This is a genomic window from Thermicanus aegyptius DSM 12793 (assembly GCF_000510645.1).
Classification (GTDB): domain Bacteria; phylum Bacillota; class Bacilli; order Thermicanales; family Thermicanaceae; genus Thermicanus; species Thermicanus aegyptius.
Window position 1 is genome coordinate 1,228,934 of sequence record NZ_KI783301.1, and the last position, 17,862, is coordinate 1,246,795.

Genomic DNA, 17,862 nt, shown 5'->3' on the forward strand with positions numbered 1-17,862 from the left:
GTGAATGCCTTTACGGTGGATGTGGAGGATTGGTATCAGACGAATGATTTTAACTTTCCTGTATCGCGATGGGAACAGTTTGAGGATCGGGTGGAAGAAAGCACGCTCACCTTGTTGGGACTCCTATCCCGTTACCGGGTACGCGCCACTTTCTTTATTCTTGGGGCAGTGGCTCAAAAGCATCCCTCTCTCATTCGAAGGATCGCCGCAGAAGGGCATGAGATCGCCTGTCATGGGGGGTATCACCGCCTTTTAACGGAGATGAATGCCGGCCAATTTCGAGAAGAGATCCGGGAGGCGAAGGGAAGGATCGAAGATGCGGCCGGAGTGGAGGTTCGTTTTTTTCGCGCCCCTTCTTGGACGATCGGACCCGCAAATTATGATATGCTGCAAATTTTAGAGGAGGAGGGTTTTGCCGTCGATTCAAGCATACAGCCTTTCCGAACCCCTTTATCCGGCGTGGCGGGGGCCCCGGTTAAACCCTTTTACCCCATCATCGCGGGTAAGACTTTAAGGATCTTAGAGTTTCCTTCCACCGTGTTGAGGATAGGCGGTATGCCTCTTCCCTTTTCCGGAGGACTCTACTTGCGTGCGATGCCTTACTTCGTCATCCGCTGGGCGCTCCGCCAGGTGGGCCGCACGCGCGCCGGGATGGTTTATGTCCACCCATGGGAAGTAGATCAGGGTCAGCCAAGGCTTCGCGCCTCTCCCCTCATTCGTTTTGCCCATTATTACCATCTTGATCGGACGATCGGGAAATTGGACCGCCTTCTGCAGGATTTTCGTTTTGCTCCATTGGGTGAAGTGATTAGAGACCAATCCTATGAGGCTGTGGAACTGATATGAAGACCTCCTCTTTCCTCTCAAAGAGCATCGGGGTTTCCCTAATTTTCATTCTGCTGGCCTGCATCTCTTTCTTTAAAGATGTATTGTTTGCGATCTATTTCGGTACGACTGCGGAGGCGGATCTCTTCACCCTCTCTTTCTTCCTTCCCGACATGGTGGGGAATAATCTCTTTGCGACCGCATTAGGAGCGGTAGCCGTTCCCTTCTTATCCATCTACCATGCACGGGATGAACGGGAAAGATTGAGAGAGACGTTTGGCCGTTTGCTTCTCCACATAGGGCTCATTACCTTGGGCATTACGCTTCTCTTATATCTTATGCATCCATTCATTCTTGCATTTCTCTTCGGATCCTTCGCTTCTGATCTGAAGCGGTTGGGAGAAGGAATCTACCTATTCTTGTTGCCCTCCGTTCTCTTCTTTTCGCTATCCGGGTTAGGGGCCGCTCTGCTTCAGTCGACAGGGAGGCTCTATCGGCAGGCCTTTGCCCCCATTCTGTTTAACGGCATTTTCTTAGTTTCCCTCCTGTTGGCCATCACCTTTCGGGTTTCAACCGATCTGGGAATCTATTGGGCAGGAGGTGGGATATTAACGGGTGCGTTAGGGATGCTTCTCTTTACCTTCGGGTCGTCGTGGAGATTCCTGCTTCCCTTGCGAGAGATGAAGCTTAGGCCTTGGGACGGGAATGTTGAAACCGATGGGGAGGTCAGGGAATTTTATCGGCTGCTTTTTTCTTATCTTCTTGTGCTGCTCTCCATGCAATCGGTGCTACTTATGGAACGATTTTTTGCCGGCGCGTTGGAGCCCGGGACGGTGGCGGGACTTCACTATGCATACCGCCTGTCCCAGTTTCCCATATGGGTATTTATTGCCGCAATCAATACGGTTTTTCTTCCACTTTTGTCTGTCAAGCATGGAGAGGGGAAGAGAGATGAGGGGTTTGAGCTCTTGAAGAGGGCCGCTTTCCTTTCCCTCGCCATTGCACTCCCTTTCTCCCTTCTCTTTTTCTTCGCGCGGGATGCCTTGATCCGCATCTTGTTTTTCTACGGTTCCTTTAATGAGAGCTCTCTTCGCATTACAAGCGGGATCTTGGCAGGTTACGCCCTATCCGTTCCTTTCCAAGCAGTATCGGCCGTCGGTTTACGTTACTTTTTATCACGACGGAGGATGGTTCGGGTTCTGTTGATCTATCTTCTTACGTCCCTCGTCAATATCCTTCTAGATGGATGGTTGGTCCATCTTTGGGGTTCACCGGGTATCGGATGGGGGATGGCGATCTCCTCTCTCTTGAATGCCGTTCTAATCTATTGGGTCGCGGTGCGTGATGATCAAATCCATCAGAAACAGGGAGGTTCCTATGAAAGAAGTGCTCGTCATTATTCCGTCCTATAATGAAGAATTAAATATCGCGGGGGTTCTCGACGGTCTTCTTCAGTATAAAGAGGAAGTCGATATTTTGGTCGTCGATGACGGTTCCTCCGATCATACCGCGAGCATCGTAAGAGATTATCCTGTTTTCCTCGTCTCCCATCCCTGCAATCTCGGCTATGGCGCTTCATTACAAACAGGATATCGTTTTGCGCAGCAATATGGGTATCGTTATGTGATTCAGTTTGATGCGGACGGGCAACATGACCCTTTCTATATCAGGGAAATGATGGATCGGCTTTTCGCCGAGGATGCCGATATCGTGATGGGTTCGCGCTATATGGATTCATCCGTCTATTCGGCAGGGAAATTAAAGGGGTGTGCGGTCCATTTCTTTCGTTCTCTGATCTACTTACTCACGAAGGTGTGGGTTACGGATCCGACCAGCGGTTTTCGCGGGATAAAGAGGCCCGTTTTTCAATATTACGCCGGTTCAGGACGCTTTCCCGCCGATTACCCTGATGCGGACATGCTGCTCCATATGATCTTCCGCAATTACAAGATTAGGGAGTTTTCGGTCTCGATGCATGAACGAAGAGCGGGGGCCAGCATGCATGGAGGGATTAAGCCGCTTTTTTATATGGCGAAGATGATGCTTAGCATCTTTGTCGTTTTGGTTCGCTCATGGATTTCAGGGGAGAAAGAGTTTGAACGGGGGGTCGAATCATGAATGGAATGTTAAGAATTTTCCTCTTTGTCACCGGCCTTCTCTTCTCCGCTTCCGTTTTTACGCTGCTTTTCAAGAAAAAGATTAATGAACGGCATTCCCTCATCTGGCTGGGAGGGGTGATCGCCATTTTAATCTTATTTTCCAATCCGGAGTGGTTTGACGTCATCGCGGCCCGGTTCGGGGTTCACTATCCGCCCTCTCTCTTTTTTCTGCTCTCCATCCTCATATTGGCATTCATCCTCCTGTATCAATCGATTCAAATCTCCATCTTATATGAAAAAGTGAAGGAATTGGCCCAATTTGTAGCGCTTAAGTCGACGGAAAAAGGAGAGAGGCCGGATGGATCAGAGGCACTTTTCCATGAGGAGGGAAGGTAAATGGATCTACATCTGCTTTTACGTACCGAGTTATGGCTGTGTGCTGCCTTGTTGATCATTTTTCTTCTTCTATGGATCCTATGGGTTTTTTTTAAGAGGGAGAAGAAGGAGAAAAGGCGTTTGCACGAACTGGAGCGGTTATATGGGGAACTTAGGCCGACCGATGATCTGATGAAAAATCTGAACAGGGTCCTTACCCTTCTATCCCGCCATATTGAAGGGGATTTTTATGCTTTATACCGATTAAACCCTCGAAGCGGGCAGCTCATCCTGGAGACGGCGCTGTATAGGGCAGAGGAACCGGGTGCGATCATGCCTTCCTATAGCGGGCTGATCCCCGGCACGAAAGAGAAGTATACTCCTCCCTCCATTCTTTCACAGGGGGATCGGGGTAAGGGTATCGCTTTGGCGAAACATGGGGAGGTTCCTGTTTTACAGTTTTCTCTGCCGGATCAGACGGCCCTCATCGCCATCGGCCCCAGGCGGAGGGCATCGAAAAAAGAACATAAGGCCATCTCTAGTTTCTCCAAGCATCTTTTTCCCCTCCTCTCCTATCTGTTTGAAATCGAAAAAAGAAAAAAGCAGGCGGTGTTACATGCACTTTCCGCTTCTTCTTTGCAGGAGGCGGCCTTGCTCCTCTATGACCCCTCTTTTCTGTACCATAAGGTATTTGCCGCCTATATGAAAAGTTATGGTTTTCTGCAAGGGCTGATCGCGGTAAGGGAGAAAGATCAGGAAGGGAGATTCCCCTATCTCTTGTGCAGCCATCATTTATCCCAAGAGGGGTTACCGGATAAGAACCTTCGTGAATGGTTTGAACGGTTGGAGAGCTTGACGCAGGGTAGGGGAAGTCGATTCTTGTCCGCAGAGGAGGCCGGGATTGCAGGAGTTCCCTTCGGTGCCGTTGGAAGTCCCGCTTATCTCATAAGGGTGGAACGGGAGAGGGAGACGGTTCTATTAATCCTCTGGGGAGAGGGGGCGTTTCCTCATCTCTTCGAATCGGACAAGCCGGGTCCCTTCGCGTCGCTTCTGGTGAATGATCTATTCGATTTACGCCGAGCGCAGGAGAAGAATGCTTTGCTCTCCACCTTTGTCCGCGCGGTGGAGAATGCGAATCCCTATCTGGTCGGCTATTCTGAGCAGGTGATGCGCTATACCGTGGCCATTGCCAAAGAGATCGGTTTTCCCAGGAGGGATTTGCCCTCCCTTGCGGCCGCCGCTTATTTAAGCAATATCGGGATGTATGTGTTGAGCGAAGAGTTAATGCTCAAAACCGGGGAGTATCAATTCTTCGAATATGAACAGATGAAGATGCATGCGGAAATCGGGGCATTAATCGTGGAAATCTTTCTGGGCAATCGAACGGCGGCGGAATATATCCGCTATCATCACGAACGAATGGACGGCAATGGGTATCCGGCGGGACTGCGAGGCGAGAATATCCCCCTGGGCGCACGGATCATCGCCGTCGTCCAAACCTTCCTGGCCAAGGTAAATGGAAGATCATATCGGGCGCCGCTTCCCTTCACTACGGCGCTCCAACAGGTGGAGATGGCCGTCGGGTCCCAGCTGGACGGGGCGATCGTCTCTGCCCTAGAAAGCTGGCTGGAGAAGAGAAGGGCGATCTCGGATGAGAGGCATCATCCCCTCGGACGTTGCCGGGAGGTGCTCAACATCCCCATAGAGATATGCAAATTATGCCCTGTATATGTGGAGCAGACCCTTTATTGTTGGGAGGCCCCCGAGAACCGGTGTTTCTTTCACGGAAAAGATTGTGATACTTGCCTGGTAAAAACGGAATTTCATTCCCGAAAGAGGGGCAATGAAGAGAGGTTTCTTTCCCTCATCGATTCTCGCCCGATGAAAGAAAACCGCGTACGGCGCGAGCGGTTGAAGGGGATTGATCGATTTACCGTCTTTTACGGAAGGGGAGAGGTGGAGAGGCTTAAAGAATTTCCGCTGGTGATCGTGGAACCTCGAGGTCAATCGGGGGAGTCGGTGACTCTCCTCCACCAAGCCGGTACCTTGGTGATCGCCTATGTGAGCGTCATGGAGATTGCCCGCGGCTCTTTCGATGAAGCCGGAGAGATAAGGGATGAGGATTATCTTTATCTGGACGGGAAGAGGCTCGCCAATCGGGAATATGGAAATGAACTGATCGATCTCCGCTCCTTGCGCTGGAGAAGAAGCCTAATCCGTTCTTTATCCGTTTTAAAAGAAGAAGGATATGACGGCTTCTTCCTCGACACCATTGCCAATGTGGAATATGATGAGATGATTCCCGTCGGACGAAGGGAGCAAGTAAAGGCGGCGGTCGATCTGGTGAGAGAGATCCGCCTGCAATTCCCAGAGATGATCCTGATTCAAAATAACGGGCTTCAAGAGTTGGCCGATCTGACCGCAACATTTATTGACGGGGTCTGTTGGGAAAATCCGCCTTATCGAAAGGAGAGAGAGCACCGCTGGTTTCGTTCTACGATTCATAAACTTCATCGGATGAGCGCCGGCGGCCGGCTGAAGGTATTCGTGCTGGTCAATTCTGAAGATAAAGGCGCTTCCCCCGAATTAACCGCCTTTCGAAGATTATGTACGGAACAGGGCTTCCTCATAGCCCTGGAGAAGGAGGGATATGGGGCAAAAAAAATGGGTCCCGTCCCTATGTCCTAACTCTTCTTTTACTGAATAGAAATAAGATAGTACCGAATAAGGGGAGTTCGCCAATGAGGTCGATCCGTTCTCTTTTTTACCTTGCCATCTCTTTTACATTATTGCTCTATGCCGTCCCCGGGCAGGCGAGCAAGGGAGAATCAACAAGGGAAAAGGGAGAAAAGCGAGGAGACTTTACGGATTACGGATCAAAACATAAAGCCAAGATCATCTCACCTTCAGTGATACAAGAAAGGATTAGAAAATGCACGATATACTACAATGAATATAGTGCAAAAAGGGTTGCCCACATTCACTTGACTAACACCCATTGATCGCGCCCCCTTGACAGGGGATAAAAAGAATGAAATAATACATAAGAAATCAAAAGCACCTTTTAAGGACAGTCCAGTGAGGCTGAGAAGGGGATCGAAGTAAAACCAGGGATCATCGAAGGAAAAGCTGTTCTCGATGGTTCCCCCTGCATATCCGCAGGAAATGTTCAGGCGAAAAACTCCTTCTCCCCACGAGAAGGAGTTTTTGTATGAACTCCTACATCATCAGGAAAGAGAACTTCGCACAGGAAGTAAAACAGGTGGGTTACAGAAAAGACGGCAGGAGAGAAAGGAGGAATCCCCTTGCACGAAGGATCGAGACAAATCATGGATGAAGCGGCGATTCGTCGGGCTTTAACCCGTATCGCCCACGAAATCCTGGAGAGAAACAAAGGTGTGGAAGGGCTGATCCTCATCGGCATCAAGACCCGGGGCATCTACCTGGCCAGGCGCCTGGCGGAACGCATCGAGCAGTTCGAAGGAAAGAGCCTTCCGGTGGGGGAACTGGACATCACCATGTACCGGGATGATTTATCGTTTAAGCATGAAAGCCATGAGCCGGTGGTGAAGGGAAGGCAGATTCCGGGAGAGGTGACGGGGGAAAAAATCATTTTGGTCGATGATGTCCTGTATACAGGGCGGACCGTCCGAGCAGCCCTCGATGCGGTGATGGATCATGGACGGCCCCAGGCGATCCAACTGGCTGTCCTCATCGACCGGGGACACAGGGAACTCCCCATCCGTCCCGATTACGTGGGCAAAAATGTACCCACCTCCCATACCGAGAAGATCGCCGTGGAGCTCATGGAAGTGGATGGGCGGGAGCAGGTGCTGATCACCGATGCAGGAGAGGGGTCTGCCCATTAGAGGGAAGAAAAAGGGGGAGAGATCAAAGGAAACGATCAGGGATGAATGGAAAACGTACTTTTTAAAAGTAAAAATCGAAGCGGCAAAAATTGAATGATTGATCATCCAATTGCAGAAATAACGCACTCCAAGGAGGAATTGAGATGTCCAAACCCATCATGGAAGTTCATGAAGTACCGCCTCTTGCCCGCCTTATCCCGCTAAGTCTGCAGCACCTGTTCGCCATGTTCGGCGCCACGGTCCTGGTTCCCCTCATTACCGGATTAGATGTTCAGGTTGCTCTTCTCTCCAGCGGGCTCGGCACACTTCTCTTTCTTTTTCTCACGAAGGGCAAGATCCCCAATTATCTCGGTTCCTCCTTTGCCTTCATCGGGCCGATCATCACGGTAGCCCAGTCGCATGGTTTTGGAGCGGCGATGCTCGGCGCCTTCTTGTCGGGACTTATCTATGTCATTATTGCGGTGATCGTGTATAAAGCGGGGATTGAATGGCTAAACCGCCTTCTCCCCCCGGTGGTGATCGGTTCCATCATCGTGGTGATCGGATTAAGTTTATCAGGGGTTGCGGTGGGCTGGGCCTTAAATGATCCCTTGACCAACCAATACTCCCTCGGTGCGGTTGAAGTGGCCTTCGTCACGCTGATTGTAGTTACCGTTGCCAGCATTTTCTTCAGGGGGTTCCTCTCGGTCATTCCGGTTTTGACGGGGATGATCGTGGGCTATCTTTACTCCTGGATTCGCTATCCGGAATGGTTTACGACGCCCAACCAGCAAGGCTTTTCCGCCGCAGATATGATAGCGAAAGCCAATTGGTTTATCAATCCGGTCAACTTCTTCAAAGAGCATATGCTTACCCTCCAATTCCTCGGTTCATTTGGTTCGGTAAGCAACTGGATCGCCGCTTTGGTCATCGCTCCGGTCGCTTTCGTCACCCTGGCGGAACATATCGGACATCTTCTCGTCACCGGGAAGGTGATGGAGAAGGATCTGATGAGGGATCCGGGGCTTCATCGCTCCCTGTTGGGGGACGGATTAGCTACCTCCCTGGCAGCTCTCCTCGGGGGACCGCCGAACACGACCTATGGAGAGAACATTGGGGTTCTCGCCATCACCCGGGTCTTCAGCCGTTATGTGATCATGCTGGCCGCCATCTTCGCCATTCTCTTCGCCTTCGTCGAGAAGATCGGCGCGATCCTCATGGCCATCCCGAAGCCTGTGCTGGGGGGAGTTACCATCATCCTCTTCGGGATCATCGCCGCTCAAGGTTTACGTATGTATGTGGAGAGCAAGATCGATTTCTCCCACAAGCGGAATATGATCCTAACGGCCATCATCCTGGTGACCGGCATCGGAGGGTTTAAACTGGAGTTCCATGATGTTTCCTTCTATAATCTCATCATCAACCTGACGGTAGATAATATCGCGATGGCTACGATTCTTGGCGTGGTGATCCACGCCCTCCTCCCAGGGAAAGAGGTTGCCTATGGAGAGCAGAAAGAGGGAAGTGTAGCCGGGGAACCACATAGCGGATGATGGATGAACAATGTTAGCAACTTAAGCCACCTGTACGATCCTTGAAATTCGTCCCGTGAGGCGAGTAAGGAGCAAGGGGCTTTCCGGCACCATGGAAAGATCGATGAGCTTCTTACTCTGTAAGAAGCTCTTTTTTCTACCCATAAGGAACGAAACGAGTAGCCTCTCTCCATGGTTAATCGCGCTTGGAAAGAACCCACAAAGAAAGGGAGAAAGCCCATGGATCACTATGGGAAAGGTAGGGCGAGGAAAGAACCGAAAAAGGAAGGAACAGGGCAGCCGGTAAGATGTCTAGTGAAAAAGAGTGAAAGGGGAGAGGAAAGATGCGTCATCTCATCGCCATTCGGGATCTAGAGAGGGAAGAGATCGAAGAAATCTTGGAAAAGGCGGCGTACTACAAGCAGAGAGGAGCGGAGATGGATTCCCTGTTGCGAGGTCGGTTTGTGGCAGAGCTTTTCCTGGAACCGAGCACCCGCACCCGTTTCTCCTTTGAAGTGGCTGCGAAAAGGCTCGGGGCCGAAGTGCTCCACTTCGACGGACAGGTCTCAAGCCTTACAAAGGGGGAGAGTTACGAAGATACCTTAAGGACACTGGAGGCTCTCGGGGTGGAGATCGCCATCATCCGCACGGCGGAGAACGATTTCTTCCGGAATGTGGAGGGCAAGACCAACCTCGCTTTGGTGAATGCAGGAGCCGGCACCTGGGAACATCCGACCCAAGCCCTCCTCGACCTTTTCACCCTGCGGGAGCATTTCGGCTCACTCCGCGGACTTACCGTGGGGATGATCGGCGACCTGGCCTTTAGCCGGGTGGTGGGCTCCCATATGCATCTTCTCCCCAAGTTTGGGATCCACCTTCTGCTCGCCGGCGCTCCCGGAATGACGGAGAGAAAGGAAGATCCTTATCCCCCCACCGTGAAGTTATGCGGAATCGAAGAGGTGATCCGGGAAGCCGATGTGGTGATTCTTCTCCGCATCCAGCGGGAACGTCATCGAGAAGAAGCCTCCTTTTCCAAGGAGGAATATCTGCAAAAATATGGTCTCACCGTACATCGGGCCCAGGGGATGAAACCCCATGCCATGATCATGCATCCCGCGCCGGTCAATCGGGACGTGGAGTTGGAGAGCTCTCTGGTGGATAGCCCCCGCTCCCTCATCTTCCGGCAGGTGGAAAACGGGGTTTATACACGGATGGCCGTCTTGCAAACGGTATGGGAGGGGAAGAAAAATGTCCAGCTTGCTCATTCGTAACGGCTCCGTTCTCCATGTGGAAGAACGTGAGATGAGGAGAGAGGACCTCCTCCTCCGGGACGGGAAGATTGCCTCCATTTCTCCCGCTCCATCCCACCTTTCCGGGGATGAGGTGATTGAGGCGGAGGGGCTTCTGGTAAGCCCCGGTTTCATCGATCTCCATGTCCATCTCCGAGAACCGGGATTTGAACAGAAAGAGGAGATCGCCACAGGCACGTTGGCGGCGGCCAGGGGCGGGTTTACCACGGTGGCCGCCATGCCCAACACCCGCCCCATCCTCGATTCGGTGGAGGAGTTGGAATGGCTGCAAAAGAAGATCGCCCGGGAAGGGGTGGTCCGGGTTCTTCCCATCGCCGCCATCACCAAAGGGGAACTGGGAAGGGAATTGACGGAGATGGAAAGGCTCAAGGAGGCCGGCGCCTTCGCCTTTTCCGATGATGGGGTGGGGGTGCAGGATGCCCGCTTAATGCGGGAGGCTTTCCTACGGGCCGCTTCCCTTCGTATGCCCATCCTGGCCCATTGTGAGGAGAATGCGTTGGCCAAAGGAGGGGTGGTTCACGAAGGAGAGGTGAGCCGGCGTCTTGGACTCCCAGGCATTCCGGGGGAAGCGGAGGCGGTGCAGGTGGCAAGAGACCTCGTTCTGGCCGAGGCGACCGGTGTTCATTACCATGTTTGCCACGTTAGCAGCCGCTACTCCGTATTGCAGATCCGGGCGGCGAAGGAAAGGGGGGTTTCGGTTACCGCTGAGGTAACCCCTCACCACCTCCTTTTGGATGAGACTTCCATCTCCGATGCCGATGCCCGCTTTAAGATGAATCCTCCCCTCCGATCGGTGGAGGATCGCAGGGCGCTCATCGAGGCCTTGCGGGATGGAACCATTGATTTTATCGCTACGGATCACGCTCCTCATACGGAGGAGGAGAAGGGGAGGGGGATGATTCTTTCTCCCTTCGGCATCGTAGGCCTTGAGACCGCCTTTCCCCTCCTCTACACCCACCTGGTGGAGAAAGGCATCTTCACCCTCTATGAACTGGTGGAGCGGATGACCCTGAAACCCGCAAGATTTTTCCACCTTCCCTATGGAGAGATCCGCGAAGGGGCGACGGCCGATCTCACCCTGATTGATCTTGCGAAAGAAAGGGAGATCGATCCGAAACGATTCGCATCCAAAGGGAAGAACACTCCTTTTGCCGGATGGAGGGTGAAGGGCTGGCCGGTGATCACCCTGGTGGAAGGCCGGATTGTTTGGAAAGAGACCGAATCGGAAAGATAAAGGGATGGAATGAAAGAACGGTGAACAACCTTTTTGGACATAAAAGGTCTGTATGGACGAAAAGGATAAGAGCAGCAAAGGTCTAAAGGGATAAGAGAATTCCGGACGAATGAATTTGGCTTACAGAATAAAAATGGGGCCAACGAGTGGAAAGGTCATGGGGATTTTGATGGGAAGAGGTTTGCGATCAGGAAGGCCAATGAAGTTTTTAAGGGAACACAGAGAAAAGGAAGAAGGGGTGGGAAGATGAGAGTAAAGTTGGTCTTGGAAGATGGAACCACCTATCACGGGGGAAGTTTTGGGTATCCCGCCGGCGAAACGGTGGGAGAAGTGGTCTTTAATACGGGCATGACAGGCTATCAGGAGGTACTGTCCGATCCTTCCTATTGCGGGCAGATCGTCACCATGACCTACCCCTTGATCGGCAATTATGGTCTCAACCGGGAAGATTTTGAATCTCTGCGGCCCCAGGTGAAGGGATTTATCGTCCGGGAGTTTGCCGCCTCCCCCAGCAACTGGAGAAGCGAGATCCCATTGGATGAGGTTTTAAAAACATATCGAATTCCAGGAATTTATGGCGTCGATACCCGGAAACTGACTCGGAAGATCCGCTATGAGGGAACGATGAAGGGGGCGATCGTACCGGAGGAGATGGAGTTAGAAGAGGTTTTCTCTCTCCTCGCCCCTCCTCTCCCAAGGGATCAAGTGAGACAGGTCTCCACCCGTACTCCCTACAGGATCCCCGGAGAGAAAGAACGGATTCTCCTCATCGATTACGGGGCGAAAGGGGGCATTCTCCGGGAATTGTCTTTACGGGGGTGTGAGGTGATCGTTGCCCCGTATAACGTGAGCCCCGATGAGATCCGGCAGTTTTCACCCGACGGGATCCTTCTATCCAACGGGCCTGGGGATCCCGCCGATCTGCCGGAAGCGATCGGTACGGTCCGGGCGATCCTGGGGGAATACCCTCTCTTCGGGATCTGCCTGGGGCATCAGATCTTCTCCCTCGCCTGTGGGGCGAAAAGCGAAAAGATGAAGTTCGGCCACCGAGGGAGCAACCAACCGGTGAAAGACCTGATCACCGGAAGGGTCTACATCACCTCCCAGAATCACGGCTATACCATCCTCCCCTCCTCCCTGGAAGGGACGGAGCTCATCCTCACCCACCGCTCCATGAACGATGACAGCGTGGAGGGGGTAAGGCACTCCCGCCTTCCCGCTTTTTCCGTGCAGTATCATCCGGAAGCTTCCCCCGGTCCTCAGGATTCCACCTACCTCTTTGACCAATTTCTAGAGATGGTGCGGGAAGAGAAGGGGAAGAGAGAAGGGGAATTGAGCATACCAAAGCGAAACCGGGAACGGAGTCAACCTTTAGATATCCAAAAAACTCCGCAATGGAAAAAGAAAGGAGGTGGACTCTATGTCTAAGAGGACGGACCTGCATAAAATCCTGGTGATCGGCTCAGGCCCCATCGTCATCGGACAAGCGGCCGAGTTCGACTACTCCGGAACCCAGGCGTGCCGATCCCTCAAAGAAGAGGGATATGAGGTGATTCTCGTCAACAGCAATCCGGCCACCATCATGACCGATCCCCACATCGCCGACCGGGTCTACATGGAGCCCCTCACTCTGCCGTTTTTGAAAAAAATCATCCGGGTGGAGCGCCCCGACGGGCTCTTGGCCACCCTGGGCGGCCAGACCGGATTAAATCTGGCGGTTCAGCTTGCGGAAAGCGGTTTTCTCACCGAGGAAGGGGTGGAACTTCTGGGTACCCGCCTTCCTTCCATTGAGCAGGCGGAGGATCGGGAGAAATTCCGCGCGCTGATGAAGGAGATCGGAGAGCCCATTCCCGAAAGCCTCATCGTCCATTCGGTGGAGGAGGCTGTCCGATTCGCCGAACAAGAGGGATACCCACTCATTATCCGCCCCGCCTATACCCTGGGGGGAACCGGAGGAGGAATCGCCCATGATGAAGAGGAACTAAAGGAGATTACCCACAACGGGCTTACTTTAAGCCCCATACGTCAATGCCTGATCGAAAAAAGCCTTTTGGGAATGAAGGAGATTGAATATGAGGTGATGCGGGATCGGATCGATAACGCCATCATCGTCTGCAACATGGAGAATGTGGATCCGGTGGGAATCCATACCGGCGATAGCATCGTCGTCGCTCCCAGCCAAACCTTGACCGATCGACAGCATCAAATGCTCCGGTCCGCGTCGCTCAGGATCATCCGCGCCCTCCGGATCGAGGGGGGATGCAACGTTCAGTTTGCTTTGGACAAGAGGAGCGATGCCTACTATGTGATTGAGGTCAACCCCAGAGTGAGCCGCTCCAGCGCCTTGGCCTCGAAAGCGACAGGGTACCCTATCGCCGCCATCTCCGCCAAAATCGCCGTGGGGTATACCTTGGATGAGATCCTGAACCCCATCACCCGGAAAACCTTTGCTTGTTTTGAACCGGCCCTCGATTATGTGGTGACCAAACTTCCCCGCTTCCCCTTCGACAAATTTATAACCGCCAAAAGGGAACTGGGGACACAAATGAAGGCGACCGGGGAGACCATGGCCATCGGCCGCACCCTGGAGGAGTCCATGCTCAAGGCGGTCCGTTCCCTGGAGATCGGCCGGGATCATCTCATTCTGAAAAAAGCGGAAAGGATGAGCAAGGAAGAGCTCCTTGCTGAGATCGCCAAGGGGGATGATGAACGCCTCTTTCTCATCGCCGAGGCGTATCGGAAAGGGGTGAGCGAGGAAGAGCTTTCCCTCTACTCCGGTTATGATCCCTTCTTCCTCCGGTCGATCGAAAGAATCGTCCGGATGGAACAAGAACTTGCCCGAGGGCTCAATGGGGAGGTCGTTAGGGAAGCAAAGCGGATGGGCTTCACCGATCGGGCGATCGCTTACTTTAGCGGGCATGCCGAGGAGACGGTTCGTCATTTACGGGAAGAGATGGGTATATTCCCTGTCTATAAGATGGTGGATACCTGTGCCGGCGAGTTTGAAGCGGAAACCCCCTATTTCTACTCCACCTATGAAGAGGAGAATGAGTGGCGAAAGGGAAAGCGTCCTGCCGTGGTCGTTATCGGCTCCGGTCCCATCCGCATCGGGCAGGGGATCGAATTTGATTATTCCACCGTCCATGCGGTTTGGGCGATTCGGGAAGCGGGGTATGAAGCGGTCATCATCAACAACAATCCGGAGACGGTCTCCACCGATTTCTCCATTTCCGACCGCCTCTACTTCGACCCTCTTTACCATGAAGATGTGCTCCACATCTTAAGACAGGAAAACCCGGTGGGAGTTATCCTCCAGTTTGGAGGGCAGACCGCCATCAACCTGGCCCAGACCATAGAACGGGCCGGTTATAGGATTCTCGGCACCTCCAGGGAGGCGATCGATGAAGCGGAAGACCGGGAACGCTTTGAGGCGCTTCTTCAGCGGTTGGAGATGAAACGGCCCCTCGGGAAGACCATCACCTCTCCCCATGAAGCCGTGCAGGTGGCGAGGGAGCTGGGCTTTCCCTGCCTGGTTCGCCCCTCCTATGTCCTGGGAGGAAGGGCGATGGAGATTATTTACCAGGAGGAGGAACTGAACGAATATCTACAGGCGGCGGTTACCGTCACCCCCGATCATCCGGTGCTCATCGACCGTTATCTCCAAGGCAAGGAAGTGGAGGTGGATGCCATCTCCGACGGCCGGGAGGTTCTGATCCCGGGGATTATGGAGCATATTGAGCGGGCCGGGGTCCATTCCGGGGATTCCATCGCCGTCTATCCGGCCCCCTCCCTCACTTGGGAAGAGAAACGTGAGATCACCGCCATGACGGAACGAATCGCGTTAAGCCTGGGGATCAGAGGGTTGATCAATATCCAATTTGTCCTTTATGAAGGGGAGATCTATGTACTGGAAGTAAATCCCAGGGCTTCCCGGACCATCCCCTTTATCAGCAAGGTGACGGGTATCCCCATGGCCAATCTGGCCACCAAGATCATCCTGGGTGCCACACTGAAAGAGTTGGGCTATGAAGGGGGACTCCATCCGGAGGGAAAGGACTTCTCCGTCAAGGTACCGGTCTTCTCCTTTGCCAAGCTGCGCCGGGTCGATGTGATGCTGGGGCCGGAGATGAAATCGACGGGGGAAGTGATCGGCCGGGCCGAGACCTTACCAAAGGCCCTCTATAAAGGTATGATCGCCGCCGGGATGAAGATACCGGAAAGCGGCGTGCTCCTCGTGACGGTGGCCGATAAGGATAAGGGAGAAGCCCTTCCCCTCATCCGCTGCTTCGTCCAGCTCGGTTTCCAGGTGCTGGCCACCGACGGGACGGCCCGTTTTTTGAGTGAAAACGGCTTAAAGGTGAAAGTGGTGAATAAGATCAACGGTCCTTCCCCAACGGTGATCGATGTGATCCGTGAGCGGAAGGTAGATCTGGTGATCAACACCATTACCCGGGGAAAGACCCCGGCCCGGGACGGCTTCCGCATCCGCCGAGAAGCGGTGGAAAACGGCATCCCCTGCCTTACCTCCTTGGATACGGCCCAGGCCATCCTCACGGTATTGGAAACCATCACCTTCCGGGTTGAGGATATCACGAAGAATAATTACAAAGGGAAGAAATTCCATGAGGACGAAGGCAAAGCGCAGGGATTCATGAAGGATCACTGTAAAGGGGAGGGATCCTCACGGGAAAAGGCGGGGAGGAGAGATCCACGCCAAATGACGGCAGGGAGGAGGTGCTGAATGGTGGATCGCGATGATGCCCTTGTGGTTTCCCAGGAGGAGATCGGAGAAGGAATTTACCGCCTGATCGTGGAGACCCCCCTTGCTCTAGACGCCCTCCCCGGTCAGTTCCTCCATGTGAAAGTGGCGGAAGGCTTTGACCCTCTCCTGCGCCGTCCGATCAGCATCGCCGACGCCGAAAGAAAGACGGGGCGCATCACCCTCATCTACCGGGTGGAGGGGAGGGGGACGGCCCTTCTCGCCCGGAAACAAAAAGGGGAAAAGGTGGACATTCTGAGCCCGTTGGGACAAGGATTCCCCACCCATCTCCGCCGCCCCGGGGAGCGGACTCTCCTGGTAGGCGGAGGAATCGGGGTTCCCCCTCTGCACTATCTGGCGAAAGTTCTCTCCTCCATGGGCGTAGAGGTGGTCGTTCTCCTCGGCTTTGCCGGAAAAGGGCAGGCGATTTTCATCGAAGAGTTCGGACGTCTCGGTGAGGTAAAAGTTTCCACCGATGACGGCAGCCTGGGAGAGAAAGGCCTCGTCACCCGGTTCCTCCCTGAGGAGGATGAGAAAGGTTGGACCGCCCTCTATAGCTGCGGCCCCACTCCCATGCTGAAAGGAATTGAGGCGAGATATCGGGGGAAGGGGAAAGAGGTGTACCTCTCCCTGGAAGAGCGGATGGGTTGCGGGATCGGCGCTTGCCTCGCCTGCATGATTCCCCCCGGGGAAAAGGGGAAGAAATCCTACTATAAGATCTGCCGAGACGGCCCCGTTTTCCGGCTGGGGGAGGTTAAGTTATCATGAGAAAGGAATGGAAGGCCATGAATGCGGAGAGGGCGGATGGAGATCTCCTTTCTGCGGAGAAAAAGCGGGCTGAACATTTCTATCCCCTGACGGAAGATGTGCGTCGCCGCCTCGAAGTCCACCTGGCCGGCATCTCCTTTCCCAATCCCGTCATGCCGGCTTCCGGTTGCTTCGGCTTTGGCAGGGAGTATGCCCAGTTTTATGATCTCAACCTCCTCGGAGCCATCGTGGTGAAGGCGACCACTTTGGAAGAACGCCTGGGGAATCCAACTCCCCGGGTGGCGGAGACACCGTCGGGGATGTTAAACGCCATCGGCCTTCAGAACCCGGGCCTTAAGAAGGTGATGGAGGAGGAGCTCCCTTGGCTCGCCCGGTTTACCCCTCCTGTCATCGTCAATGTGGCCGGAACGATGATCGAAGATTATGTGGCGGTGGCGGAGAAGATCTCCCAGGTGGAAAATGTGGCTGCACTGGAGCTAAATATCTCCTGTCCCAATGTAAAATGCGGCGGCATCACCTTCGGAACCGACCCGGGACTGGCAGGGGAGCTGACGAAAGAGATTAAGCGGGTGAGCAAAAAGCCGGTGTTCGTCAAGCTTTCCCCCAACGTAACCGACATCGGCGAGATCGCAAGAGCAGTGGAGAAGGCGGGGGCTGACGGCCTTTCCATGATCAACACCTTGGTTGGCATGAGGATTGATCTGAAGAAGAGAAAACCGATTTTGGCCAATCAAACGGGAGGACTTTCCGGCCCTGCCATCAAGCCCATCGCGATCCGCATGATTTATGAGGTGAGCCGGCAGGTGGAGATTCCCATCATCGGCATGGGGGGAATTACCTCGGCCGAAGATGTGATCGAGTTCTTTCTGGCAGGAGCCTCGGCGGTGGCGGTGGGAACGGCCAACTTCGTCGATCCCTACGTCATGCCGAAGATCATCAAGGACCTTCCCCATCTGCTTGACCGCATGGGTGTGGAAAAGATCTCCGATTTAACGGGGGAAGCGTGGAAGAATGAAGGTTGGTGGGGAAATGTAAGGAAACGGTGATGGGAAGGCAAGGAGTGCCCTGAGTCGATTTTAGGTGATGGGTTTAAGCATTCTATGGGAAGATAA

Annotated in this window: 13 protein-coding genes; all 13 read left to right on the forward strand. The window is 53.6% G+C overall.

Translation table 11 applies throughout. From position 1 onward, the window contains the following. The 13 genes from THEAE_RS23515 (at position 1) to THEAE_RS0106685 (ending at position 17,796) form a co-directional block, all read left to right on the forward strand. Positions 1 to 846: a DUF3473 domain-containing protein gene (locus THEAE_RS23515; RefSeq protein WP_245605609.1), complete on the forward strand. Its 846-nt coding sequence runs from the start codon at positions 1 to 3 to the stop codon at positions 844 to 846. Then, the gene (locus THEAE_RS0106610; protein ID WP_028986921.1) at positions 843 to 2,237 is read left to right on the forward strand and encodes a lipid II flippase MurJ; all 1,395 of its coding nucleotides are present in this window, start codon (positions 843 to 845) and stop codon (positions 2,235 to 2,237) included. Before THEAE_RS23515 ends, THEAE_RS0106610 begins: the two co-directional genes overlap by 4 nt. Then, entirely contained in the window at positions 2,203 to 2,943 is a 741-nt protein-coding gene (locus tag THEAE_RS0106615) for a glycosyltransferase family 2 protein (RefSeq protein WP_039944306.1), read from the forward strand. The genes THEAE_RS0106610 and THEAE_RS0106615 overlap by 35 nt, the downstream gene beginning before the upstream one ends. Then, positions 2,940 to 3,320: a DUF2304 domain-containing protein gene (locus THEAE_RS0106620; protein ID WP_028986923.1), complete on the forward strand. Its 381-nt coding sequence runs from the start codon at positions 2,940 to 2,942 to the stop codon at positions 3,318 to 3,320. Before THEAE_RS0106615 ends, THEAE_RS0106620 begins: the two co-directional genes overlap by 4 nt. Next, positions 3,321 to 5,987, forward strand: coding sequence for an HD domain-containing phosphohydrolase (locus THEAE_RS21935; protein WP_028986924.1), 2,667 nt, complete (start codon positions 3,321 to 3,323; stop codon positions 5,985 to 5,987). Positions 5,988 to 6,604: 617 nt separating this feature from the next. Further along, positions 6,605 to 7,168, forward strand: a complete 564-nt coding sequence (gene pyrR, locus THEAE_RS0106635) for a bifunctional pyr operon transcriptional regulator/uracil phosphoribosyltransferase PyrR (RefSeq protein ID WP_028986926.1) — start codon at positions 6,605 to 6,607, stop codon at positions 7,166 to 7,168. A gap of 143 nt (positions 7,169 to 7,311) precedes the next feature. Beyond that, positions 7,312 to 8,700: a solute carrier family 23 protein gene (locus THEAE_RS0106645; RefSeq protein ID WP_028986927.1), complete on the forward strand. Its 1,389-nt coding sequence runs from the start codon at positions 7,312 to 7,314 to the stop codon at positions 8,698 to 8,700. 323 nt (positions 8,701 to 9,023) lie between these two features. After that, entirely contained in the window at positions 9,024 to 9,950 is a 927-nt protein-coding gene (locus THEAE_RS0106655; RefSeq protein ID WP_028986929.1) for an aspartate carbamoyltransferase catalytic subunit, read from the forward strand. Further along, positions 9,928 to 11,223: a dihydroorotase gene (locus tag THEAE_RS0106660; RefSeq protein ID WP_028986930.1), complete on the forward strand. Its 1,296-nt coding sequence runs from the start codon at positions 9,928 to 9,930 to the stop codon at positions 11,221 to 11,223. Before THEAE_RS0106655 ends, THEAE_RS0106660 begins: the two co-directional genes overlap by 23 nt. A 246-nt stretch (positions 11,224 to 11,469) precedes the next feature. Then, complete coding sequence (gene carA, locus THEAE_RS20245; protein WP_211233482.1) at positions 11,470 to 12,651, forward strand: glutamine-hydrolyzing carbamoyl-phosphate synthase small subunit; 1,182 nt, start codon at positions 11,470 to 11,472, stop codon at positions 12,649 to 12,651. Then, positions 12,644 to 15,964 (forward strand): carbamoyl-phosphate synthase large subunit, encoded by a 3,321-nt coding sequence (gene carB / locus THEAE_RS20250; RefSeq protein ID WP_211233483.1) that lies wholly within the window; start codon positions 12,644 to 12,646, stop codon positions 15,962 to 15,964. Before carA ends, carB begins: the two co-directional genes overlap by 8 nt. Then, positions 15,965 to 16,750, forward strand: a complete 786-nt coding sequence (locus THEAE_RS0106680; protein WP_028986931.1) for a dihydroorotate dehydrogenase electron transfer subunit — start codon at positions 15,965 to 15,967, stop codon at positions 16,748 to 16,750. Continuing rightward, on the forward strand, positions 16,747 to 17,796 hold the full coding sequence (locus tag THEAE_RS0106685; protein WP_005589055.1) for a dihydroorotate dehydrogenase: 1,050 nt from the start codon (positions 16,747 to 16,749) through the stop codon (positions 17,794 to 17,796). The genes THEAE_RS0106680 and THEAE_RS0106685 overlap by 4 nt, the downstream gene beginning before the upstream one ends. The last annotated feature ends 66 nt before the right edge of the window (positions 17,797 to 17,862 follow it).